This window comes from Amycolatopsis sp. NBC_01488, assembly GCF_036227105.1.
Taxonomy (GTDB): Bacteria; Actinomycetota; Actinomycetes; order Mycobacteriales; family Pseudonocardiaceae; genus Amycolatopsis.
This window is the reverse complement of the sequence record NZ_CP109434.1, coordinates 4,183,491-4,204,272: the sequence shown is the minus strand read 5'-3', so window position 1 is coordinate 4,204,272 and position 20,782 is coordinate 4,183,491. Positions and strand designations below refer to the sequence as shown.

General features: G+C 72.2%; 22 protein-coding genes. 13 read left to right on the top strand and 9 right to left on the bottom strand.

Annotated elements, in window-relative coordinates:
- Positions 1 to 168: 168 nt before the first annotated feature.
- Positions 169 to 2,463: a putative bifunctional diguanylate cyclase/phosphodiesterase gene (locus OG738_RS20420; protein ID WP_329055989.1), complete on the top strand. Its 2,295-nt coding sequence runs from the start codon at positions 169 to 171 to the stop codon at positions 2,461 to 2,463.
- Between the two features lie 65 nt (positions 2,464 to 2,528).
- On the opposite strand, the gene OG738_RS20415 is transcribed toward OG738_RS20420, so the two are convergent.
- Positions 2,529 to 3,347, bottom strand: a complete 819-nt coding sequence (locus tag OG738_RS20415; protein ID WP_329055988.1) for a cyclase family protein — start codon at positions 3,345 to 3,347, stop codon at positions 2,529 to 2,531.
- Positions 3,348 to 3,443: 96 nt separating this feature from the next.
- On the opposite strand from OG738_RS20415, the gene OG738_RS20410 reads away from it, so the two are divergent.
- Both OG738_RS20410 and OG738_RS20405 read left to right on the top strand, forming a co-directional pair.
- Positions 3,444 to 3,866, top strand: a complete 423-nt coding sequence (locus OG738_RS20410; RefSeq protein WP_329055987.1) for a DUF5709 domain-containing protein — start codon at positions 3,444 to 3,446, stop codon at positions 3,864 to 3,866.
- A 146-nt stretch (positions 3,867 to 4,012) separates the two neighbouring features.
- Entirely contained in the window at positions 4,013 to 4,960 is a 948-nt protein-coding gene (locus OG738_RS20405) for a LuxR C-terminal-related transcriptional regulator (RefSeq protein WP_329055986.1), read from the top strand.
- 278 nt (positions 4,961 to 5,238) lie between these two features.
- Here the strand turns inward: OG738_RS20405 and OG738_RS20400 are convergent, their stop codons facing one another.
- Positions 5,239 to 5,406, bottom strand: a complete 168-nt coding sequence (locus OG738_RS20400) for a hypothetical protein (RefSeq protein ID WP_329055985.1) — start codon at positions 5,404 to 5,406, stop codon at positions 5,239 to 5,241.
- A 215-nt stretch (positions 5,407 to 5,621) separates the two neighbouring features.
- Here OG738_RS20400 and OG738_RS20395 point away from each other — a divergent pair, with 215 nt between their 5' ends.
- Positions 5,622 to 5,747 carry a hypothetical protein gene (locus OG738_RS20395; protein WP_329055984.1) on the top strand — a complete coding sequence of 42 codons (126 nt, stop codon included), beginning with the start codon at positions 5,622 to 5,624 and terminating at the stop codon, positions 5,745 to 5,747.
- Here the strand turns inward: OG738_RS20395 and OG738_RS20390 are convergent.
- Positions 5,744 to 6,112 carry a MerR family transcriptional regulator gene (locus tag OG738_RS20390; RefSeq protein ID WP_329055983.1) on the bottom strand — a complete coding sequence of 123 codons (369 nt, stop codon included), beginning with the start codon at positions 6,110 to 6,112 and terminating at the stop codon, positions 5,744 to 5,746. The two genes, OG738_RS20395 and OG738_RS20390, sit on opposite strands and share 4 nt — an antisense overlap.
- Before the next feature lie 54 nt (positions 6,113 to 6,166).
- Here OG738_RS20390 and OG738_RS20385 point away from each other — a divergent pair, with 54 nt between their 5' ends.
- On the top strand, positions 6,167 to 7,327 hold the full coding sequence (locus OG738_RS20385; protein WP_329055982.1) for an MFS transporter: 1,161 nt from the start codon (positions 6,167 to 6,169) through the stop codon (positions 7,325 to 7,327).
- A gap of 50 nt (positions 7,328 to 7,377) precedes the next feature.
- Here the strand turns inward: OG738_RS20385 and OG738_RS20380 are convergent, their stop codons facing one another.
- A complete protein-coding gene (locus tag OG738_RS20380) occupies positions 7,378 to 8,580 on the bottom strand; it encodes a glycoside hydrolase family 18 protein (RefSeq protein WP_329055981.1) in 1,203 nt (400 codons plus the stop codon).
- A gap of 162 nt (positions 8,581 to 8,742) precedes the next feature.
- Here OG738_RS20380 and OG738_RS20375 point away from each other — a divergent pair, with 162 nt between their 5' ends.
- On the top strand, positions 8,743 to 9,135 hold the full coding sequence (locus OG738_RS20375; RefSeq protein ID WP_329055980.1) for a hypothetical protein: 393 nt from the start codon (positions 8,743 to 8,745) through the stop codon (positions 9,133 to 9,135).
- On the opposite strand, the gene OG738_RS20370 is transcribed toward OG738_RS20375, so the two are convergent.
- Complete coding sequence (locus OG738_RS20370) at positions 9,129 to 10,475, bottom strand: pyridoxal phosphate-dependent decarboxylase family protein (protein ID WP_329056771.1); 1,347 nt, start codon at positions 10,473 to 10,475, stop codon at positions 9,129 to 9,131. The genes OG738_RS20375 and OG738_RS20370 overlap by 7 nt on opposite strands.
- 84 nt (positions 10,476 to 10,559) lie before the next feature.
- Between OG738_RS20370 and OG738_RS20365 the strand changes: the two genes are divergently transcribed.
- Complete coding sequence (locus OG738_RS20365; protein ID WP_329055979.1) at positions 10,560 to 11,093, top strand: GNAT family N-acetyltransferase; 534 nt, start codon at positions 10,560 to 10,562, stop codon at positions 11,091 to 11,093.
- Here OG738_RS20365 and OG738_RS20360 read toward each other — a convergent pair.
- A complete protein-coding gene (locus tag OG738_RS20360; protein ID WP_329056770.1) occupies positions 11,083 to 11,550 on the bottom strand; it encodes a nitroreductase family deazaflavin-dependent oxidoreductase in 468 nt (155 codons plus the stop codon). The two genes, OG738_RS20365 and OG738_RS20360, sit on opposite strands and share 11 nt — an antisense overlap.
- A gap of 29 nt (positions 11,551 to 11,579) precedes the next feature.
- Positions 11,580 to 13,535: a glycosyl hydrolase family 28-related protein gene (locus OG738_RS20355; RefSeq protein WP_329055978.1), complete on the bottom strand. Its 1,956-nt coding sequence runs from the start codon at positions 13,533 to 13,535 to the stop codon at positions 11,580 to 11,582.
- A gap of 144 nt (positions 13,536 to 13,679) precedes the next feature.
- On the opposite strand from OG738_RS20355, the gene OG738_RS20350 reads away from it, so the two are divergent.
- From OG738_RS20350 to OG738_RS20335, 4 genes are all read left to right on the top strand, one after another.
- Entirely contained in the window at positions 13,680 to 14,309 is a 630-nt protein-coding gene (locus OG738_RS20350) for a class I SAM-dependent DNA methyltransferase (RefSeq protein ID WP_329055977.1), read from the top strand.
- A 105-nt stretch (positions 14,310 to 14,414) separates the two neighbouring features.
- On the top strand, positions 14,415 to 15,593 hold the full coding sequence (locus OG738_RS20345; RefSeq protein WP_329055976.1) for a PucR family transcriptional regulator: 1,179 nt from the start codon (positions 14,415 to 14,417) through the stop codon (positions 15,591 to 15,593).
- 50 nt (positions 15,594 to 15,643) lie between these two features.
- Complete coding sequence (locus tag OG738_RS20340) at positions 15,644 to 16,120, top strand: DUF2975 domain-containing protein (protein ID WP_329055975.1); 477 nt, start codon at positions 15,644 to 15,646, stop codon at positions 16,118 to 16,120.
- On the top strand, positions 16,120 to 16,326 hold the full coding sequence (locus tag OG738_RS20335) for a helix-turn-helix domain-containing protein (RefSeq protein WP_155541518.1): 207 nt from the start codon (positions 16,120 to 16,122) through the stop codon (positions 16,324 to 16,326). The genes OG738_RS20340 and OG738_RS20335 overlap by 1 nt, the downstream gene beginning before the upstream one ends.
- 146 nt (positions 16,327 to 16,472) lie before the next feature.
- Here OG738_RS20335 and OG738_RS20330 read toward each other — a convergent pair whose 3' ends face one another.
- Positions 16,473 to 16,988 carry a hypothetical protein gene (locus OG738_RS20330; RefSeq protein ID WP_329055974.1) on the bottom strand — a complete coding sequence of 172 codons (516 nt, stop codon included), beginning with the start codon at positions 16,986 to 16,988 and terminating at the stop codon, positions 16,473 to 16,475.
- A 274-nt stretch (positions 16,989 to 17,262) separates the two neighbouring features.
- On the opposite strand from OG738_RS20330, the gene OG738_RS20325 reads away from it, so the two are divergent.
- Entirely contained in the window at positions 17,263 to 18,336 is a 1,074-nt protein-coding gene (locus OG738_RS20325; protein WP_329055973.1) for a DUF3068 domain-containing protein, read from the top strand.
- A gap of 44 nt (positions 18,337 to 18,380) precedes the next feature.
- Here the strand turns inward: OG738_RS20325 and OG738_RS20320 are convergent, their stop codons facing one another.
- On the bottom strand, positions 18,381 to 19,076 hold the full coding sequence (locus OG738_RS20320) for a class I SAM-dependent methyltransferase (protein WP_329055972.1): 696 nt from the start codon (positions 19,074 to 19,076) through the stop codon (positions 18,381 to 18,383).
- 151 nt (positions 19,077 to 19,227) lie between these two features.
- On the opposite strand from OG738_RS20320, the gene OG738_RS20315 reads away from it, so the two are divergent.
- Positions 19,228 to 20,460 carry a glycosyltransferase family 4 protein gene (locus OG738_RS20315; RefSeq protein WP_329056769.1) on the top strand — a complete coding sequence of 411 codons (1,233 nt, stop codon included), beginning with the start codon at positions 19,228 to 19,230 and terminating at the stop codon, positions 20,458 to 20,460.
- Positions 20,461 to 20,782: the final 322 nt, after the last annotated feature.

Sequence of the window (20,782 nt, the reverse complement as noted above, 5' to 3'; positions counted from 1 at the left end):
GGTTGCCCGGCCGCCTCGACCGCGTCGGCGCGCTGATCGAGGGCCCGGCCTGCGACATCGCCTGATGCGGGGATACCGGCCACCGGTGCGGTGACCCGGTGCGGCCGTGCGCGCGGTGTAGTGTTTGCCGGTCCGACCGGCGGGTGACCCACGTGAGGTGCCATGACAGTGCGGCGGTACCCAGTCGCGGCCCTGCTCGTCTTCCTCACGCTGGCCATGGTCGTGGTCAACGGCTTCGCGTTCTGGGGCGACACCTTCGCCCTGTGGGTCGACGACGCCATGCAGCTGGGCGCCGGAGTCGGCGCGGTCGTCTGCGGTGTCCTGGTCGCGCGCCGGGTCCGCGGGCACCAGCGCTGGTGGCGGGTGCTGGTGGCGATCGGGATGGCCGGCTGGTCGGTGGGCCAGTGCGTCTGGTCGTGGTACCAGCTGGTCGACGGGCGCGGGCTGCCGTCGCCGTCGCCTGCCGACATCGGCTACCTGAGCTTCCCGGTGTTCGCGCTCGCCGCCTTGTTCGTGCTGGCCCGGGCGCGGGTCCGGCCCGACCGCGAACGCTGGCGGCCCGCGCAGTGGACAGCGCACTTCGGCGTCGCCGTGGTGCTCGACGGCCTGATCGTCACCGGATCGCTGTTCATCCTCACCTGGACCGCGGCGCTCGGGCAGCTGGTCCGGGCCACCGCGCCGGACAAGCTGACCTGGGCCGTCGCCATCTCCTACCCGCTGTCGGACCTGGTGATCGTGGTCGTCGCCGTGCTGCTGGTCGTGTTCGACCGCGTCGACCGCCCGTACCGGGTGAACCTGCTGCTGGCCGCGGTCGGGATCGTGGCGCTGGCCTGCTCCGACAGCGTGTTCGCCTACCTCGTCAGCATCGGCGCGGAAAGCATGAAGCCGTGGTCGGACGGCGGGTTCGTGCTCGGGCCGCTGTTCATCGCCTTCGCCCTGCTGGTGACGCCCGGTCAGCGGCGGCGCGACGAAGCGGGCCCGGCGGCCGGCGTCGACTGGTGGCAGCTCGCCCTGCCGTACGTCCCGGTCACCGCCGTCGCGCTGCTGATCACCGTGCAGCTGCTGGCCGGCGCGGGCCCGGACGGCGTCGAGGTGTTCGTCGGCGTGCTGGTCGTGTTCCTCGTGCTCGCCCGGCAGCTGCTTTCCTTGCTGGACAACAGGTTGTTGCTGCGCCGGGTCTACGAAGGACAGCAGCAGCTGACCCACCAGGCCTACCACGACCCGCTGACCGGCCTGGCCAACCGCGCGCTGTTCGCCGACCGGCTGGACCGGGCTGTCGAGGCCACCGACCGGCCGCTCGTGCTGATCTTCGTCGACCTCGACGACTTCAAGGAGGTCAACGACCGGTTCGGCCACGCGGGCGGCGACGTCCTGCTGCACGCGGTCGCCCAGCGGCTGCTGAGCTGCGTGCGCTCCACCGACACCGTGGCGCGCCTGGGCGGCGACGAGTTCGCGATCCTGCTGGACGGCGAACTGGACGCGCCGCAGGTGGTCGCCGACCGGATCCAGGGCGCGCTGCGGCGGCCGTTCGCGGTGCACGGCACGCTCGTCTCGGTCCGGGCGAGCATGGGCCTGGTCGTGCCGGACCCGGCCGAGCCGCTGGTGACGTCCGACGTGCTGCTGGGGCGCGCGGACACGTCGATGTACGCGGGCAAGCGGCTGGGCAAGGACACCACGGTCGTCTACCGCCCGTCGCAGGACGGGCCGCCGGACTTCCCGTCGGCGTTGCGCCGGGCGTCGGGTGGCATCCCGGAGGGCTTCGGGCTGGTGTTCCAGCCGATCGTCCGGCTGGCCGACGAGGTCCCGGTGGCGGTCGAGGCGCTGGCCCGCTGGAGCACGCGCGACGGGACGGTGGTGTCGCCGGAGACGTTCGTCCGCGCGGCCGAAGGTGCCGGGCTGGGCGCCGAGCTGGACGCGCTGGTGCTGGACCTGGCGTGCCGCGAGATCGCGGCGGCCGCGCTGGACCTGACCGTGCACGTGAACGTGTGCGCGAGCCGCCTCGGCGCGGCCGCGCTGGAGCGGAGCGTCGCTTCGGCGCTGGAGCGCTACCGGCTGCCCGCGTCCCGGCTCGTCGTCGAGATCACCGAGACGGTGCCGGTGCCGGACCTGGCGGCCGGCGCGGCGGCGATCCGGCGGTTGCAGGAGCTGGGCGTGCGGGTGGCGCTGGACGACTTCGGGGCGGGGTACAGCTCGCTGACCGTGCTGCACGCACTGCCCGTCGACCTGATCAAGCTGGACCGGGCCTTGACGACCGGGGTGCAGCCGGAGCGCGAAGCGGCGCTGTGCCGATCGCTGGTCGGGCTGTGCGCGGACCTCGAGCTGGACGTGGTCGCCGAGGGGATCGAGACGGCCGAGCAGGCGTCCCTGGTGACCCGGGCAGGCTGCACGACCGCCCAGGGCTACCTGTACGGCCGCCCGGCCCCGCTGTCCGCGCTGCGCTCGTCGGCGATCTCCGCCGGTTGAGAGCCTGCCGCGGCTGTCGTGAGTGAGAAACAGGGTTAGCACACTGTTTCTCACTCACGACCGCGTCAGCCCACGCCCGGCGGGAGCACGCCGTAGACCGTCGCCGTCGAGCCCGCGCCCTTGCGGTTGATCGGACCGCCGACCAGCACCCACGCGCCCGTCGTCGGCAGGGCCTTCAGGTTCGCCAGGATCTCCAGGCTGATCCGGTGCCGCTGGTACACGAGCTTCGACACCGTGTACGTCTCGTCGGTGCCGACGTCCGGGCTGAACGTGTCGGTGCCCGTCCCGCCCCGGCGGCCGAGGCGCCCGGTGTCGATCAGCCACTTCACCGCCGGGATGGAGAAGCCGGGCTGGTGGAGCACGCCGTCCGCGCCGGTGTTCGGGTAGGCCGGGGTGCCCCACTTCGCGTCCCAGCCGGTCCAGAGCACCACGACGGACTCGTCGGGGATCCGGCCGTGCCGGTTCTCCCACGCCTTCAGGTCGTCGATCGTCACGGCGTAGTCCGGGTTGCCCGCGGCCTTCGCTCTCACGTCGATCTTGACCGCGGGCCGGAATAGATCCGCGGGGTCCATCTCGTCGGCGAGCGGCTGGCCGGTGTTGAAGTGGCCGGGCGCTCCCCAGTGCGTCCCGGTGTGCTCGCCCTCGCGGACGAACTGCAGGTAGTAACCGTCGTCCGGGATCGTGGCGATGGTTTCCAGCGAGAAGGCCGGATCGCCGGGGAACACGTTGGTCGTGGCGGGGTCGTTGACGTGCGAGAGGTTGACCAGGTTCAGCTGGTCCAGCCGGACGGGCGGCGCCGTGGCGGCCTGGGCCGTCCGTCCGGACAGCGCGGCGCCGAACACCCCGGCCAGCCCCGCGGCCAGCACCCTGCGTCTCATCGGCATGGCATCACCTTTCACCGGAACACCGCCCGTGCGGCGGCCTGCACGGTGATATCACCCGAGCCGCGCGGGGCCAAGGAGTTGCGCGAGGATGGACGCATGGACGACGACATCGAAGACCACGCCGACGAAGGCATCCTCGACCCCGAGGACACTTTGGACGACCGCGACGAGCTGGCGGAGGGGTATTCACCGCCGGAACGGCCGCGGGAAACGGAGGATTGGGGCACGACCGCGCGCGAGACCGCGGAGGGCGAAAGCTGGGCAGGCCGGCTGGCCCGCGAGGTCCCGGACCTGGCCGCCGACGAGGGTGACGGCCTCGGCGACAGCGAAGACACCGACGGCGAGCTGATCGACGACGAGGTCGGCGACGTCCGCGCGGGCCGGCTGGTGGCCACGAACGAGGGCTTCGGCGCCGACACCGACGAAGAGCTGTACGCGTCCGACGAGGGCATCGACGGCGGCGCCGCTTCGGCGGAGGAAGCGGCCGTCCACGTCATCGACCCGTCGCGGCGGTGGTGACGAGCCGGACCCGCCCCCTCGACGGGTCCGGCCCCGATTTCGCGAGTGGCCTAATCCTTTCCCCCGACCGGCGCGTGGGGTAGGCGGCAGAGCGGTCAGTGTCCGGATCCGGCCGGGCCCGCCCGCACTGCCGGAAGGGGACACGGATGCTCGAGGGGCTGCTGACACCCGGCGCGGGCGCGCTGTACGACACGCTGGTGCGCACCGGGCCGCTACCGCTGGACGACCCGCGGGCCGAGAGCCCGGAGATGCGGGAACTGTTCGACCGCGGGTTCGTGCGCCGCGACTACCGCGAAGACCCGGTGATCGCGCCGATGGAGCCGGTGCGCGCGGTCGACCACGCCATCCTGGGCGCGCAGCAGCAGCTGCTGGAGCAGCAGCGGCAGATCGTCGCCGCGCGCCAGCAGCTCGACGTGCTGCAGGCGGTCTACCGGGCGGCGAACGGCTCGGACGGCGACGCGGCCGTCGAGGTGCTGACCGACCCGCGGCGCATCGGCTCGCTGTCGCTGGAGCTGTGCCTCTCCGCGCGCGAGGAGTTCCTGACGTTCACCACGCGCCACTTCAAGCGCAAGCCGGACGCGGGCACGGTGATGCGCCTGCCGGGCGCGGTGACCGAGCGCGGGGTCGTGCTGCGCAACGTGTACGAGCGCGCGGCCCTGGAGTTCGAGGGCGCGAAGGAGGTCGTCGACGCGAGCGTCGAGGCCGGCTGGACCATGCGGGTGGCGCCGGAGCTGCCGATGAAGATGGTGGTCGCCGACCGCCATTCGGCGCTGGTCCCCCTCGACCCGAGCGGCATGGAGGGCGCGCTGTTCGTCCGCAGCCCGACGATCGTGGCGGCGCTGCGGATGCTGTTCGAGCTGGTCTGGGCCCAGGCGGTCCCGGTACACGGCCCGCCCCGCCACGGGCTGACGCCGACCCAGGCGAAGGTCCTGGACCTGCTGGCGACGGGCATGACGGACGGCGCGATCGCGCGGCACCTGGACGTGAGCGAGCGGACGGTCCGGCGGCACGTGCAGGGCCTGCTGGAGGCGCTGCAGGCGGACAACCGGGTAGCGGCGGTCTTCGCGGCGACCCGGAGGGGCTGGCTGGGCTGAGGACGCTGCGGTCTTCACGGCGACCCGGCCGGCTGCCCCGCGACGCGATCGGGCCAGGCGAGCCCACTGCGGCCGGTTCGCGATCAGGCTTGGCCGACGACCCCGGCTGGGCCGACCCGCGCGCCGGTCATGCCCGCGATCCGGCTTGACCGGCGCAGAACCACCGCGGCCCCGCCGGGCCGCCGGCGCCTCCCCTTCGCCAGGCCGGGCGCCGCCTACGACGCACGGCTCCCGAAGGCTGGGGTGCGGCCGGCCTCCCTGTCGGCCGCGCCCCAGGGCTATTCCAGCTTCCGGCACTGCGGCGGGCCGTCGGTCCAGATCCAGACGCACACTCCCGGGGGACGGACCGCCGGGTCGCCGTTGCCGCCGGCCGCGGACGCCGCCGGCGCGGCCAGCGTGCCGATCGCCGCCGCCGCGGCCAGGCCGGCCAGAGCTCGCTTGATCATGTTCGTCCTCCCGCGAAGTGATCTTCCTCCGCCAATCTAAAGCGGGGCACCGCGCACCGGCAGGGGCGGATTCGGCCACTGTCCGCTTCCGGCCACCGGCCGCACCCGGCGACCGGAACCCCGGGCACGGCCGCGGTCCGCCCGAACCGGCCGGAACCGGACGTTGGCCGCCCTCGACCGGTGTGCGCCACCCTCGCCCTGCCTACCGTCAGGGCATGGGTGACGAGCCGCCCCCGCGCTGGTGGGCCGAAGAGGGCGCCGGTCCCCGTCCGGAGCCGCCGGGCTGGTGGCCGGAGCCCGACACGCTGCACTGGGTCCGCCGTCCGGACGACGACGGCTAGACGCGGTTGTACTCGCGGACCGCGTCGAGGTACTCGGAAATCGCGTCGCGGTTGCGCAGCAGGCACTCCGCGCGCCGCGCCATCCGGTCACGCTCGCCCTCCAGGGTCGCGATCATCTCCGGCGTCGCGTCGGGGAAGTAGATCGCGCGGGGCTTGTCCAGGCAGGGCAGGATCTGTTTGATGATCCGGGTGGGCAGCCCGGCGTCGAGCAGACCGCGGACCTGGATCACCCGGTCGACCGTCGCCTCGTCGTAGTCGCGGTAGCCGTTCGCGCCGCGCGACGCGACGATCAGGCCCTGCTCCTCGTAGTACCGCAGCAGCCGCCGCGACGTGCCGGTGCGCTCCGCGAGCTCGCCGATCCGCATGTGCGCCACCTCACGTAGACCTTCACATCTGTGTGATGGTTCGAGCATAGCGGCATGACGACCACCGCACGCCCGGTCCGCACCGCCCTCCTCGCCCTCACCACCGCCGCGTTCGTCACCGTGCTCACCGAGGCGCTGCCCGCCGGCGTGCTGCCCGGCATGAGCGCCGGCCTCGGCGTCGGCGAGTCCGCGGCGGGCCAGGCCGTGACGGTCTACGCCCTCGGCACGGCCCTCACCGCGATCCCCCTCGCCGCGGCCACCGCACGCTGGCCGCGCAAGCGCCTGCTGCTGGCCGGGGTGGCCGGGTTCGCCGTCGCCAACACGGTCACGGCGCTGTCTGCCGCCTACCCGCTCACCATGGTCGCCCGGTTCGTCGCCGGGGTGGCCGCGGGCGTCGTCTGGGCGCTGCTGGCCGGGTACGCGCGCCGGCTCGCACCCCCGGAAAGCCAGGGCCGGGCCATCGCGATCGTGATGGCGGGCATCCCGCTGGCGCTGTCGCTGGGCATCCCGGCCGGGACGTTCCTCGGCGGCCTGCTCGGCTGGCGCTCGGCGTTCGGCGTCATGTCGGCGATCGCGGTCGTGCTGCTGGCCTGGATCGCCGCCGCGGTCCCGAACCAGCCGGGGCGCACGAGCGGCCGGGTGCCGGTCCTGCGCACGCTCGCCGTGCCGGGCGTCGTGCCCGTCCTGGCCGTGACGCTCGTGTTCGTGCTGGCCCACACGGTGCTCTACACCTACGTCGCCGCGTTCCTCGGCCACGCCGGGATGGGCGACGCGGTGGACGTCGTGCTGCTGGTGTTCGGCGTCGCGTCGATGGCCGGGATCTGGGTCGTCGGCGCGCGGATCGACCGCGCGCTGCGCACGCTGACCGTCCTCAGCACGATCCTCGTGGCGGTGGCCGCGACCATCCTGGCGACCGCGGCGAGCAGCCCGGCACCGGTCTACGCCGCCGTCGCGCTGTGGGGCCTCGGCTGGGGCGGCGTCCCGACGCTGCTGCAGACCGCCGCCGGGAACGCGGGCGGCGACGCGGCGGACAACGCGCAGGCCATGCTCGTCACGCTGTGGAACGCGGCGATGGCCGCGGGCGGCGTGCTCGGCGGCGTCCTGCTCGACGCCGCCGGGCCGGCGTCGTTCCCGTGGACGCTGCTCGGGCTGCTGCTGCCGGTGCTCGCCGTGGTGCTCGGCGCGCGGCGCAGCGGCTTCCCGAAGCGATCCTGAATGGACGAAGGGCCCGGGCGGGTTCGCGCCCGGGCCCTCCAGCTTCTGTTTCAGCAGCGGCCGGCGATGGCTCGCAGCAGTTCCGCAGTGGCGGTGTCACCCGACAGCTCCCAGGCGAACACGCCGCCCAGCCCCTGCGACTTCGCGTAGCCGGCCTTGGCCGACGCCGTCTCGGGCGTGTCGTAGCTCCACCACTGCGAGCCGCACTTCGCGTACGCCGTACCGGCGATCTTGCCGTTCGCCGGGCAGGTCGTCTTGAGCACCTTGTAGTCCTCGACGCCCGCTTCGTACGTGCCCGGCGCCGGGCCGGTGGCGGTGCCGCCCGGCTGCTTCTGCGTCACGCCGTCCCAGCCTCGGCCGTAGAACCCGAGACCCAGCAGCATCTTCGACGACGGCACGCCCTGGTGGCGCAGCTTCTGGATCGCCGCGTCGGCGTAGAACCCGGCGGTCGGGATGCCGGGGTAGGCGCGCAGCGGCGAGTGCGGCGCGGTGGGCCCGGTCGGGCTGGCGCCGGCGACGAAGTAGTCGTAGGTCATCACGTTGTACCAGTCGAGGTAGCGGCTCGCCCCGGCGTAGTCGGTCGCGTCGATCTTGCCGTTCTTCGAGCCGTCCGCGGTGATCGCGGCCGTGACGAGCTGGTGCCCGAACTTCGCGCGCAGCGCCTCGACCAGGCCCGTGAAGGCCTTCGGCCCGCTGGTGTCGCAGGTGTTGCCGCAGGCGTTCGGGTATTCCCAGTCGATGTCGATGCCGTCGAAGAGGCCCGCCCAGCGCGGGTCGTTGACGAGGTTGTAGCAGGACGCGGCGAACGCGGCCGGGTTCTTCGCCGCCTCGGTGAAGCCGCTCGACCAGGTCCAGCCGCCGAACGACCAGATCACCTTGAGCTTCGGGTGCAGCTTCTTCAGCTCCAGGAGCTGGTTGAAGCTGCCGTGCAGCGCGCCGGGGTCGGTGCTGTCGGCCTGGCCGTTGACGCTCGTGGCCGCGTCGTAGGGCATGTCGTGGTCGGCCCAGGGGTCGCCGACGGCGCACTGGCCGTTGGAGACGTTGCCGAACGCGTAGTTGACGTGGGTCAGCTTCGCGGCCGAACCGGACGTTTCGATGTCCTTGACGTGGTAATTGCGGGCGTAGACGTCCCAGTCGGCGAAGTAGGCCATCACCTTGCCCTGAGCCGGCCCGGCTTCCGCGGGTGGCGCGACGACGGCGGCACCGGCCAGCGCCAGTGCGGCGGCGGCGATGCTTTTTCTCATGCGGAGCATGGGATTTCCCTTCAGGGTCACAGCCCTTCGGCGAGCCGGCCGGCGGACGCGCTGAGGCTAACAGGTCCAGACCACTGCGGACCAGAGTGAATCGTTGCGGTCAAAGGGTTTCCCGGTACCCCCGCAGCCGGGTGCGGATTCACGGCGTGCGATGATCGGCCGATGACCGAGTTCGGCTGCGCGCGCTGCTCCGGCGAAGACGCCCTGACCGCGATGGCGTTCTGCACGACGCGCTTGCGTGAGACCCACCGCCTGGTCGAGCAGTCGCATTTCTCCATCGCACTGCGCGAATGTCCGGAATGCGGGCAGGCATTCGCCGCGATCTTCACGGAGTTCACCGACGGGACCGGCGGCGAGGACGCGCAGTACTTCGACTACGTCCCGCTCACCGCGGCCGAGGTGAGCGCGTTGTCCACGCAGGGACCCCGCGTCGACCTCGTGCGGCTGGGCGCGCTCGGCAGCGTCCGGCGGCGGCTCTCGTCGAGCTGGCCGACCGGCAAGGAAAAGCGGATCGCCTGGCGGCGCGACACCCTCTCGGTGCGCGGAGGCTACTGAGCGGCCAGCCGGAGGATCGCCGCGGCCGAGCGGTCGACGTCCGCCTCCGTCGTCGTCCAGTTCGACACGGAGATCCGCAGGTAGCGGCGGCCGCGCCAGGTGGTGCCACCGAGCCAGCAGGTGCCGTCGTCCTGGACCTTCCGGATGACCGCGTCGGTGCGCGCGTCGGCACCGAAGGAAGCCGGGACCTGGTTGAGGACGACGTCGTTGGCGATCTCGGCGCCGCCGTCGGCGAGGGCTTCCGCGAAGCGGCGCGCCAGCCGGCAGCAGCGGTCGACCAGTTCGGCGACGCCGTCACGGCCCAGTTCGCGCAGCGCCGCCCAGACCGCGAAGCCGCGGGCGCGGCACGACGACTCCAGCGTCAGGTCGCCCATGCCGGACACCTCGCCGGCGCCGGTCAGGTAGGCGGCGCGGTAGGCGATCGTCTCGGCGTGGACCCCGGGGCGCGCGCAGAAGACGAACCCCGAGTCGTAGGGGACGTTCAGCCACTTGTGCCCGTCGCAGGCCCAGGAGTCGGCCAGTTCGACGCCGTCGAGCAGCGGCGCCGTACTGGGGTTGGCGGCGGCCCAGAGGCCGAAGGCGCCGTCGACGTGGATCCAGGCGTCCTTCGCGACCGCGCGGGCCGCCCGGAGGTCGTCGCAGGCGCCGGTGTTCACGTTCCCGGCCTGCAGGCAGACGATCGTGGGACCGTCGCCGGTTTTCCGCGCGAGGTCGTCGATGTCGATGGCGCCTTGCGGCCCGGCTTCGACCGGTTCGACGGCCCGCGTGCCGAAGCCGAGCAGCCGCAGAGCGCGGTCGACGGTGGCGTGCCGCTCCTCGCTCGCGACGACGCGGACGCGCGGGGCGCCGCCGAGCCCGTCGCGCTCGACGTCCCAGCCGGCTTCGGCGAGCACGTGGTGGCGGGCGGCGGCCAGCCCGACGGTGTTCGCGGCCTGCCCGCCGGTGACGAAGCCGGCGGAAGCGGTGGCGGGGAGGCCGAGCAGGTCCTTCAGCCACGCTCCGGCGGCCTCTTCGGCGGCGGCCGCGGCCGGGGAGAGCACGGCGTTGAAGCCGTTCTGGTCCCAGCCGGTGGCGAGGACGTCGGCAGCCGTGGCGGCGGGGAGCGCGCCGCCGACGACGAAGCCGAAGAACCGCGGTCCGGCGGTGGCGACGAGGCCGGGCTCGGCCACGCGCGCCAGTTCTTCCAGGACGGCTTCGGGTGCGGTGGGGTCTTTCGGAAGCGGACCGCCGAAGGCGTCGCGCAGGGCGGCGGGGTCGACGGCCCGGGCGACGGGGCGCCCGGCGAGGCTTTCCCGGTGGTCGGCGGCCAGCTCGGCGGCGCGGGCCAGGAGGTCACGCAGATCGTCCACGGGCTGACTCTAGGCCCGGAGTGACCTCCGTCCGAACCGGGAACAATCGGGGGTCGCCCGGCGTAGCGTCCTGGTATGGAGATCCCGCTGAGCACCGACCGGCTCGTGATCCGGGACTGGACGGTGGACGACGCCGAAGCCGCGTTCGAGATCTACGGCGCGGAGGACGTGACGCACTGGCTGACCCCGGCCATGGAGCGCGTCGGCGACATCGCGGCGATGCGCTCGGTGCTGCACGCGTGGCAGGAAACGCAGCCGAACCTGCCGCCGCCGCGGGGGCGCTGGGCCGTCGAGCGCAAGGAGGACGGCGTGGTGATCGGCGGCCTCGGCATCCGGCTGCTGCCGCCGTTCGAAGAGGACCTCGAGCTCAGCTGGCAGCTCAGCCCCGGCGTCTGGGGCCAGGGCTACGCGTCCGAGGCGGCGACGGCGTTGATCGAGTGGGCGTTCACCCAGGACACCGAGGAGCTGTTCGCCGTCGCGCGGCCGAACAACACGCGTGCGATCGCCGTCGCGAAGCGGCTCGGCATGCAGTGGGTCGGCGAGACGGAGAAGTACTACAACTTGCGGCTGCAGGTGTACCGGATCCGTCAGACCGACCTCATCGGCTGACGGGCTCCAGCAGGAAGACGCGGATTTCGCGGTGCTCGGCCCGCACGGCGTAGCGGTCGTAGGCGGGCCAGTACGCCGCGACGGCGTCCCACATCTCCTGCCGCTCGTCGCCGGTCAGGAGCCGCCCGGTGACCTCGCCGGTCCGGCCGCCGACGGCGACCGTCGCCTTCGGCTGGGCCAGCAGGTTCGCCGACCACGCGGGATGCGCCTCGCCGCCCCAGTTGGAGCCGATGACGACGTAACCACCCGCGCGCTCGACGTAGAGCAGCGGCACCTGCCGGGGTTCCCCACTGCGGCGGCCGATCGTGGTGAGCAGGAGAGTCTTCAGTCCGACGGCCGCGCCGACGCCGACCCGGCCACCGCTGATCCGCAGCAGCAGCCGATCGGCGGGCACGAGCGCCCGCCCGAGCACCGCGAACGCCCTGCTCTTCCCGAACCCGGCGAAGACACCCCGCAAACCAGCCACGGCGTGACCCTAGCGGGCGCTCACCAGCCGGCCGGCGGCGGAGGCGGGACGACCGGCGGCCGGTCGTCACAGGTGATCGTGTTCGGGAGCAGCCAGGGCGCCAGCCAGCTCTCGTTGCCGCCCAGGTCCGTCAGCGAGAACTCCGATCCCGTGGCCGGGAAGTTGAACGACCCGCAGTTGTTCACCGCCACGGCACCGACGTTGCGCGCGTCGACGTTCCGGAACGACGCCGACCCCGCCGACCGGGCGCTGAGGACCGACGTCCCGGTGCCGTCGACCCGCAGGTCCGCGAACCGGAGCCCGCTGATCGTGTACTTGTCCTTCACCGGGAAGTCGCTGACCAGCATGATCGCGTTGTAGGTGGTGTCGAGGAAGTGATCGCCGGTCACCGAGATGTCCGCGGCGATGTCCTTCTCCAGCGCGTAGAACCAGATCGCGCCGAGCCCGATCTTCCAGTTCAGCTCGAACGTCCCCGCCCGGACCGTCGTGTTGTCCGCGATCCGCAGCGTCCCCGCGAATGCTTCCGCGCCGAACCGCGAGCCGACCTGGATCGCACTGCCTTCGCGGATCGGATCGGCGACCAGGTTGCCCGACACGGTGTTGTCCGCGCCGCCGTACAGAGCGATGCCGTTGGCCAGCACCGGTGTCTGGACGGTGTTGTGGTCGAACGTGTTCCGCGCATCCTGGGTCTTCTCCGACCACATGGCCAGGCCGTCGTCGCCGGTGTTGCGGACGAAGTTGTTCGCCACCACCGAATCCGTCACGCCCGTGTGGAAGTTCAGCCCGTCGGCGACCTGGTCGGCGATGACGTTGCCGGTGATCCGCGTGTTCCGCATCGGCCCGTCGAACCACATGCCGACCTTGGTGTGGTGCAGGTACAGACCGTCCACAGTGGAATCGCTGAGCGCGCCGCCGATCGCGTTGACCTGGTCGGTGTCGACGCGCTCCCGGACGTCACCCTCGATCGCGAACCCCGAAAGGTGGACGTTCGACGCGTTGTCGCCGTAGAAGCCGACTCCGGTGTGCACCGAACCGTCGGGCGCCGGGGTGCTCAGTGCCACCTCGTGTCCCTTGACGATCGTGTACCAGCTGCCGGCGCCTTCGATCGTGACGTCGTCGACGAGGATGTGCCGGTTGACCTGGTAGGTCCCCGGCGGCAGGTACACCTTGAGGTGCGCGCGCCGGGCGAAGGCGATGGCGCGGTCGAGCGCGTCGGCCGAGTCGCGGTGGCCGGTCGGGTCGGCGCCGAAGAGGAGCACGTTGGCCGCCAAGCGGTCCACGCGCGGCGGCGCGACGAGTTCGGAGTCGAGCAGGTCGACGACCGTCCACGCGGCACCGGCCGACGCGGTCAGGCGCACCTTGTCGCCCGCCCGGTGGGTCGAGCCGAGCAGGAGCCGCTGCTCGTCGTAGAAGTGGCTGGGGCGGAACGGTTTGGTGATCACCGGCGGCGGCGTGGTCGCCGCGGGGACGCACGAGCACTCGGTGATCCACCAGTCCGGGTGCAGCATTTCCGCGTCCGGGTCGTTGGTGAACGGGTACTGGTTGTACAGCCAGGAGTACTGCGAGGTCAGCGTCATCCGCTGCCGCTGCGCGCCGTTCACGGTGACGTCGAGCGGCGCGGTGATCCCGCCGCCGTGCGGCGCGTCCGGGATGCTGTACCGGACGGTGATCGCGTTCGCCGCCGCGGGCAGCGTGAACTCGACGTACTGCCCTGGCGCCAGCCGGACCGCCCGGCGACCGGACGCTTCGGACGGGAGCGTGTAGGCCGAGCGGTCCGGGCCGATCACGACGCCGTCGGTGCGGGCGTTCTCCGCCTCCTGCTCGAGGAAGCCGACGTTCGCGCCGCGCCCGGCGACCAGGGCCGGATCGAGCGCGGCCCGCGTCACGACCGGCCGGGCGGCGGCCGACGCGGGCGTGGCCACCGAAAGCAGGGTGACGACCACGGCGAGCACGGTTCCGAAGGTGCGTCGCGCCATCGCGGGACCTCGATTCTCGAGTGGAGTGCCGCGGCAGATTAGGTCGCGGCCGGCCTCTCACACAAGGTTTTGCTGGAACTTACTCGATAGTTGCGCATATCGGTACGGAAGTTGCGCAACCGAACGTCTGGCAGGGTTGGACCCGTGACGCGCCCCGAAACCGCCGCCGAAGTCTTCGACGCGCTCGGCAAGGACTACGAACGCGCCTTCCCCGACCAGCCGGGACAGCACGCGGTGCTCGCCTGGCTGCTCGACCGCCTCCCCGCCCGCGCCACGGTCGTCGACCTCGGCTCGGGCACCGGCCGGCCGGTCGCGCAGACCCTTTCGGCCGCCGGGCACGCCGTCACCGGCTACGACGTTTCCGCGCGGATGGTGGAGATCGCGCGGGCCGAGGTCCCGGCCGCCCGGTTCGAGCAGGCCGATCTCCGCGCACTGACACAGCCGCCCGGGAGCCTGGACGTGGTCGCGGCGTTCTTCTCGCTGCTGCAGCTGACCCGCGCCGAACTCGATGCCGCGCTGGAGAAAGCGGCTTCCTGGCTCGCTCCCGGCGGCTGCTTCGTGCTCGGCACGATCGCGGCGGACGTGGAAGAGCGCGACTTCCGCTTCCTCGGGCACCCGGTCCGGACCAGCAGCTACCCGCCGGAGACCTTCGTCGCGCGGCTCGAAGGAGCCGGGCTGGAGATCGCCTACCGGGAAGTGGTGCGCTACGTGCCGAGCCACCCCGAGGCCCGACCGGAAGAGCAGTTCTACCTCGCCGCGTGCAAGCCTTGGTGAGTCGATCGTCGCGTCAACCCCTCACCGGGGCCGACCACTCAATGGACATGAATTTTGCTCAAGTTCGTGCGTGTCCCGGGCCGCGGACCCGAGCTAAAGTGAGGAATGGGCATCGAAGCTCTGGCCAGGCCGGTACCTCGCGAACACCGCGAGCTGGTGCGCGAGATGCTGTCCAGGCTGCCCGAGTTCGCCGACCGGCTCGCCCGGCTCCTCAGCGCGGAAGACGAGTTCTACCGGCAGGTCGACCACGCCGCGCCCGACGAGCTGCGGCAGGTCTGCCACGCCAACCTCGAACGCGCGCTCACCGCGCTGGCCGAGGGCCGCGGCCTCGCCCTCGACGCCGCCCGCAAGACCGGGCTCGTCCAGGCGCGGCGGGGCATCCCGCTGCCCGCCGTGCTGCGCGCCTTCCGGATCGGCGGCACCTTCGTCTACGAGGCCCTGCTCGAGCTGGCCGGCCCGGAGTTCCTCAACCCCACCCGGACGATCGAGATCAACTCCTACGTCTGGAAGGCGATCGACCTCTACTCCGACGCGCTGACCACGGCGTACGAGGAGGTCGCGGCCGAGCCGTCGCACGCCGACGCGCGACGGCTGGACGACCTGCTCCGCGGCCGGCTCCCCAGCCAGGCCGACATGGAGGCCGCCGCCCGGGAGCTGGGCCTGCCGACCGCGGGCATGTTCGTCGTGGTGGTCACCGAACGCGTCGAGCCGGACGAGCACGACACCGTCGAGGCGCTGCTGCGTGCCCGCCGCTGGCGCTCGGCCTGGCGGCCCGGCGGCGAGGCGGGCCTGGTCGCGATCGACCGCATCGAGGACGTCCGGCGGCTGCGCGAAGTGCTCGGCTCGCTGCCCGTGGCGGCCGGGATGAGCAAGCCGTTCAGCGGCTTCCCCGACGTCCCGGACGCGCTGCACCGGGCCCGGATCGCCCGCCGCTCGCTGCCATCGGGGACGGCGGGTGTGGTGGTGTTCGGCGACTCGCCGGTGACGACGCTGGTCGCCGCCGCGCCGGGGATGGCCCGCGACGTCGTGCGGGCGGCGCTGGCCGGCGTGCTCGCCCTGCCCGGCGCCGAGCGCAAGGTCCTGCTCGACACGCTGCTCGCGTGGTTCGCCGGCCACGGCTCGGCGAAGGAGGCCGCGGACCGCTTGTTCGTGCACCCCAACACGGTCCGCTACCGGCTGCGCCGCGTGCAGGACCTGACCAAGCGCGACCTGACCGACCCGGTGGACATCGGCGAGCTGTACGTCGCACTCGAATCGGTACGGCTGGACCCGGAACCATCGTAGATCGACAACTACCGATTGACTTTCGATAGATCAGCGGCGATAGTCGTCGCATGCTCACCGAAAGACGCGCCGTTGCCGCGCTCCGGGTCTTCCTGGTCGTGCTGTTCGGCGTCCTCCTCGTGTTCCAGACGCTCTCGCTGCCGGGCGGGATCGCCTACTCGACGAGCCAGAACCCGCACGACGCGAACCTGCGCTGGCCGCTGACCGCCATCGCGGTGTTCCTGGTGCTGTGCGTCCAGGTGGTGCTCGTCGCGACCTGGAAGCTGCTGACGTTGGTCAAGAAGGACCGCATCTTCACCACCGCGTCCCTGAAGTGGGTCGACGCGATCGTCTGGGCCGTGGCCGCGGCCTGGGTGGTCGTCGGCATGCTGGTCTTCGTCGGCTTCAACGCCGACGACCCCGGGATGCCGATGGTGCTGACCCTGGTGACCGTCGGCATCACCGTGCTCGGGCTGCTGATGGTGGTCATGCGCGCCCTGCTGCGGCAGGCCACCACCCTGCGCTCCGACCTGGAAGCGGTCATCTGATGGCGATCGTCGTGCGCATCGACGTCGAGCTGGCCAAGCGCAAGCTGAGCGTCGGGGAGTTCGCCGAGAAGGTCGGGCTGACCCCGGCCAACGTGGCGGTGCTGAAGAACGGCCGCGCGAAGGCGGTGCGCTTCAGCACCCTCGAAGCCATGTGCCGCGTGCTCGGCTGCCAGCCCGGCGACCTCCTGGAGTGGGTCGACGACTAGGGCCGGCCCCCGGGTGGTTCCGGACGGCGAAGGCCGGAACCTGCTGCGGCGGCAGCGATCCGCACATGACCTACGGGCGGACGAAGTCCTGATCACCGAGCACCGGAGTCGTGAGTGGGAAACAGTGTACTAACCCTGTTTCTCACTCACGACCGGCCGCGGCAGACCGGCTGAGCCGCGTCCGCCTGGACCAGGCGGGCCAATTCCAGCAGCGTGCCCTCGAAGCCGGGACCGGCGGTGAGCGCCACCGTGAGCGGATCCCCGCGCCGGTCCGTGCCCACCGGGAGCGTCACCGCCGGCTCCGTCCACTGGGGACGGTCCACACCCGCCGAGACGACCACGTCCGGCCGGGGCGCCGGGCGACGGCGGCCGCCGGCGTCGAGGTCGAGCACCACGTTGCCGTGCAGGGAAAGCAGCGCCGCGACGTCGGCAACGGCGTCGCGCAGCTCGCGGTCGGCGATCGAGTCCGAGTGCGCGCCGATCGCCGCCCGGGACGGCTCGCCGCCGAGCTTCGGCACGATCACGCCGAGGTCGCCCGGAGTGCAGGCGAGCACCCGGATGCCGGGCACGCCGGCCAGCGGATCGGTGAGCGTGATTCCGGCGCTCGCGGCCGCCGCCACGATCCGGGCCCGCCAGCGCGCGGTCGCCGCGATGGCGACCATCGAAGGGTCCTGGAGCAAAAGGGATGTTCTCCTTTGCGGTACGGCGCGGCGGGCGGGAGGATCGTCCGATGGTGAGCCCGTGCCCGTTGTGCCCGGGAACAAACATGTTTGGTCGCTTGGTCCGAACGGCCGTCCCCATGCGACCTTCCGGTGGCACCGCGTGTCTGTGACCGCCGGTCACACTTTGACGCGCGGCGTGGCGCGGGCCACTATCCGCAGCACCTGATTACCGTCGGGTAATTTGCGTGTCGACGAAGACGACCCAGGAGGACCGTTGCGACGTGCTTTCGGCCTGATCTTGCTGGCATTGGGCGTTTTCGCGGTCGCGGGAGCGGTGCTCCTCCCCACCTACGTCTACCCCAAGCTCGCCAAGGTGCCCCTGGACCAGGACTCCACGTCGGTGCTCGAGGGCACCGCGAGCAAGGTCCTCGCCGTGACCGACAACGGGTCCGGCCCGGTCTCGCAGATCCGCGACAACGCGAAGCTGACCGCCACGGCGCACGTGCAGGCGAACTTCAGCGCGCCGGAGATGCACCAGGACACCGACTACGCGGTCTGGCTGCTCGCGGTGCAGGTCACCGACGACGCCGACGGCACGGTGCTCAGCGCGAGCAAGCGGCAGGTCTGTTTCGACCGGCGCACCGGTGAGGGCTACGACCCGCACGGCGTCACGGACCCGCAGTGCGACGCCCACAGCAGCTACGTCACCCAGTTGCAGGACAAGGCCGACAAGGACGGCCAGAAGCCGCCCGAGACGACCATCGACAAGGCGCAGCCCGGCCTGAACTTCAAGTTCCCCTTCGGCACCGAGCAGAAGGACTACAAGGTCTACGACGACAACACCGGCACGGCCGTCACCGCCCGCTACACCGGCACCGAGACGGTGAACGGGATCGAGACCTACAAGTTCGTCCAGGACATCCCCGACACGAAGCTCGACTCGAAGAAGGTGCCCGGCTCGCTGGTCGGCTCCGACCAGTCCACCGTGGACGCCGACCTCTACTACCGCGGCGTCACCACGATGTGGGTGGAGCCGGTCACCGGCGTCGAGGTCAACCAGCAGCAACAGCAGCACCAGGAGCTGCGCGTCGGCACCAGCGGCAGCTCGACGGTCGTGTTCGACGGGACACTCGCCTACAGCGGGAAGACCATCTCGCAGATGGTCGACCAGATCAACCAGAACAAGGGCAAGCTGGAGTTCCTCTCGAGCACCGGCCCGCTCTGGCTCGGCATCGGCGGTGGCGTGCTGATCATCGTCGCGATCGTCCTGCTGATCCGGCGGCGGCCCGCCGAACCGCCCGCCCCGCCGCAGCGGCGGCACCGGGTGCCGGTCGGCGCGGACCGCTGACCCCCACATCTCGAGGGGGTCCCGGGTGGCCGGAGCCCCGGTTGTCACCGTCGACGCAGGACCAGGACCAGATTCCAGGAAGCGATTTCGCGGAGGCCGGGAACCCGCACGATCCACATCGCCCAGCCCGGGTGATAACGCGGGTACCCGGCCACCAAATCGGCCAGCGGCGTCGCCTGCGCCCAGCGGAGCGCGGCGCCGACCGAAACCGGGAACAGGCTTTCGCCGAATTTGTTCTTCGGCTGCTTACCGAGTTTCCGGAAATACCGCCGCCGGGCGTAGTGCCCGCCGAAGAAATGCCACGGCGCGGTCTCGTGGCCGCCCCACGGCGAGTACCACGGCGTGAAGGACGCGAAGACCGTGCCGCCGGGTTTGGTGACCCGGCACATCTCGTCGAGCATCACCCACGGCTCGCTGACGTGCTCGAGCACGTTCGACGAGTAGCAGACGTCGACGGACCCGGTGCGCACGGGCAGTTCCGTGCCGCTGGCGCGGATCATGTTCTCGCCGGGCTCGCCCCGCGCGGACAGCTCGCCGACGTCCGGGTCGAGGCCGAGGTAGACGGCGCCGGCCGCGCGGAACGCGTCGGAGAAGTAGCCGGGGCCGCCGCCGACGTCGAGGACCGTGCGCCCGGACAGCGGAGCGTGTGCCGCCAATTGCCGGACCGAGTCGGCGGCCAGCGCGGAATAGAAGCCGTCCGGGTCGGTCTGCTCGGTGAGGAACGTGCGGAACAGCGTCACGGAACGCGCCAGCGTGGCTCGATGAGGTCGGTCGAGAACCGGATTACCTACCATTGAACCGTCGCTTTCCCGAATACGTTCCTCTACTGTGTACGCACCGGTAACCTAGCATCGTCGCTACAGTTTGGATAACCCGATGGAACGACCTCGAGTGCTCCTCGTCAACTGGCGCGACACCGGCCACCCCGAAGGCGGCGGGTCGGAGCGATACGTCGAGCGGATGGCCGAAGGGCTCGCGAGAGCCGGGTACCGGGTCGAAATCCAGTGCGCGGCCTACCCGGGCGCGACCAACGGCGAGTGGCGCGACGGCGTCCGCTACCGGCGGCGCGGCAACAAGTTCGGCGTGTACGCGCACGCGCTGCGCGCCATCCGCCGGGCCGGCGCCGACCTGGTGGTCGACGTGCAGAACGGGATGCCGTTCTTCGCCCGGCTGGTCGCCGGCTGTCCGGTGCTGGTGCTCGTGCACCACGTCCACAAGGAACAGTGGATCAGCGCGCTCGGCGAGACGCTGGGCCGGGTCGGCTGGTGGATCGAGTCGCGGCTGGCGCCGTGGCTGTTCCGCGAGTGCCGCTACGCCACGGTTTCCGAGGTCACCAAGGCGGAGCTGGCGGGCCTCGGGGTCGAGCGCGAGCGCGTCACCGTGGTGCCGAACGGGCTCGACGCGCCGCCGGAGTGCGCGGCCGAGCGCGACGCCACGCCGACGCTGGTCGCGGTGAGCAGGCTGGTGCCGCACAAGCGGATCGAGCACGCCATCGACGTCGTCGCGCGGCTGGCGCGGCGCTGGCCGGACCTGAAGCTCGAGGTCGTCGGCCAGGGGCCGTGGGACGAGGTCCTGCGCGCGCACGCGGCTTCGCGCGGGGTGGCGGACCGCGTCGTCCTGCACGGCTGGGTCGACGAGCACGCCAAGCACGAGATCCTCGCGCGGTCGTGGCTGCACCTGTGCCCGTCGGTCAAGGAGGGTTGGGGCATCGTCATCATGGAGGCCGCGGCGCACGGCGTCCCGTCGGTCGCCTACCGCGCGGCGGGCGGTGTCGCCGAGTCCATCGTGGAGGGTCGCACCGGCCTGCTGGCCGAGGACTTCGACGACTTCACCGCCCAGGTCGACGGCCTGCTCGCCGACGGGCTGCGCCGCGCGGAGATGGGCCTGGCCGGCGCCGAGCGGGCCGGGCAGTTCAGCTGGGACGCGAGCGTCGGGCAGTTCGCGTCACTGGTCCGGGACGTCTCCGGACGCCCGGCGCCCCGGCCGCGGCGGCTGGTCCCGTACCGCGTCCCGGAACTCGTCCAGCAGCCGCGCGGCGGCGGCCGCGTCGAAGTCCTTGCGGCGGGCCCGCACGGTGACCGTGGTGGTGTCCCCGGTGGTCGCCGCGCCGAACGCCACGCCTGAGCGGCCGCTCGCGGCGGGGTAGAACGCCAGCGAGCGCACGGTGTCCCCGGTGGACACCACGCCGAGGTTGGACACCAGGAACGTCGACCCGAGCCGGCTCGCCAGCAGCCGCGTGCCCAGCCGGGCGAGCCGGCTGCTGCGGGCCGGGAAGTCCGGTTCCGGCGGCTGGGCCGCCAGGACGGCCGTGACGTCCGCGCCGGGGCGCAGCCGCAGCCGGAAGAACGCGCTGTCGTGCACCGGTTCCGGCGCGGCTCCCGACCGCCACGACGCGCCCAGCGCGGCCACCACGCGAGCGGTGCGGGCGCCGTGGGCGCGGTTCCAG

Coding starts and splice junctions, on each gene's coding strand:
- OG738_RS20335 (WP_155541518.1), top strand. CDS start 16,120: ATGGCGATCGTCGTGCGCATCGACGTCGAGCTGGCCAAGCGCAAGCTG.
- OG738_RS20340 (WP_329055975.1), top strand. CDS start 15,644: ATGCTCACCGAAAGACGCGCCGTTGCCGCGCTCCGGGTCTTCCTGGTC.
- OG738_RS20390 (WP_329055983.1), bottom strand. CDS start 6,112: ATGCGGATCGGCGAGCTCGCGGAGCGCACCGGCACGTCGCGGCGGCTG.
- OG738_RS20415 (WP_329055988.1), bottom strand. CDS start 3,347: ATGCCGATGAGACGCAGGGTGCTGGCCGCGGGGCTGGCCGGGGTGTTC.
- OG738_RS20385 (WP_329055982.1), top strand. CDS start 6,167: ATGACGACCACCGCACGCCCGGTCCGCACCGCCCTCCTCGCCCTCACC.
- OG738_RS20355 (WP_329055978.1), bottom strand. CDS start 13,535: ATGGCGCGACGCACCTTCGGAACCGTGCTCGCCGTGGTCGTCACCCTG.
- OG738_RS20330 (WP_329055974.1), bottom strand. CDS start 16,988: ATGGTCGCCATCGCGGCGACCGCGCGCTGGCGGGCCCGGATCGTGGCG.
- OG738_RS20375 (WP_329055980.1), top strand. CDS start 8,743: ATGACCGAGTTCGGCTGCGCGCGCTGCTCCGGCGAAGACGCCCTGACC.
- OG738_RS20400 (WP_329055985.1), bottom strand. CDS start 5,406: ATGATCAAGCGAGCTCTGGCCGGCCTGGCCGCGGCGGCGGCGATCGGC.
- OG738_RS20365 (WP_329055979.1), top strand. CDS start 10,560: ATGGAGATCCCGCTGAGCACCGACCGGCTCGTGATCCGGGACTGGACG.
- OG738_RS20410 (WP_329055987.1), top strand. CDS start 3,444: ATGGACGACGACATCGAAGACCACGCCGACGAAGGCATCCTCGACCCC.
- OG738_RS20380 (WP_329055981.1), bottom strand. CDS start 8,580: ATGCTCCGCATGAGAAAAAGCATCGCCGCCGCCGCACTGGCGCTGGCC.
- OG738_RS20405 (WP_329055986.1), top strand. CDS start 4,013: ATGCTCGAGGGGCTGCTGACACCCGGCGCGGGCGCGCTGTACGACACG.
- OG738_RS20395 (WP_329055984.1), top strand. CDS start 5,622: ATGGGTGACGAGCCGCCCCCGCGCTGGTGGGCCGAAGAGGGCGCCGGT.
- OG738_RS20345 (WP_329055976.1), top strand. CDS start 14,415: ATGGGCATCGAAGCTCTGGCCAGGCCGGTACCTCGCGAACACCGCGAG.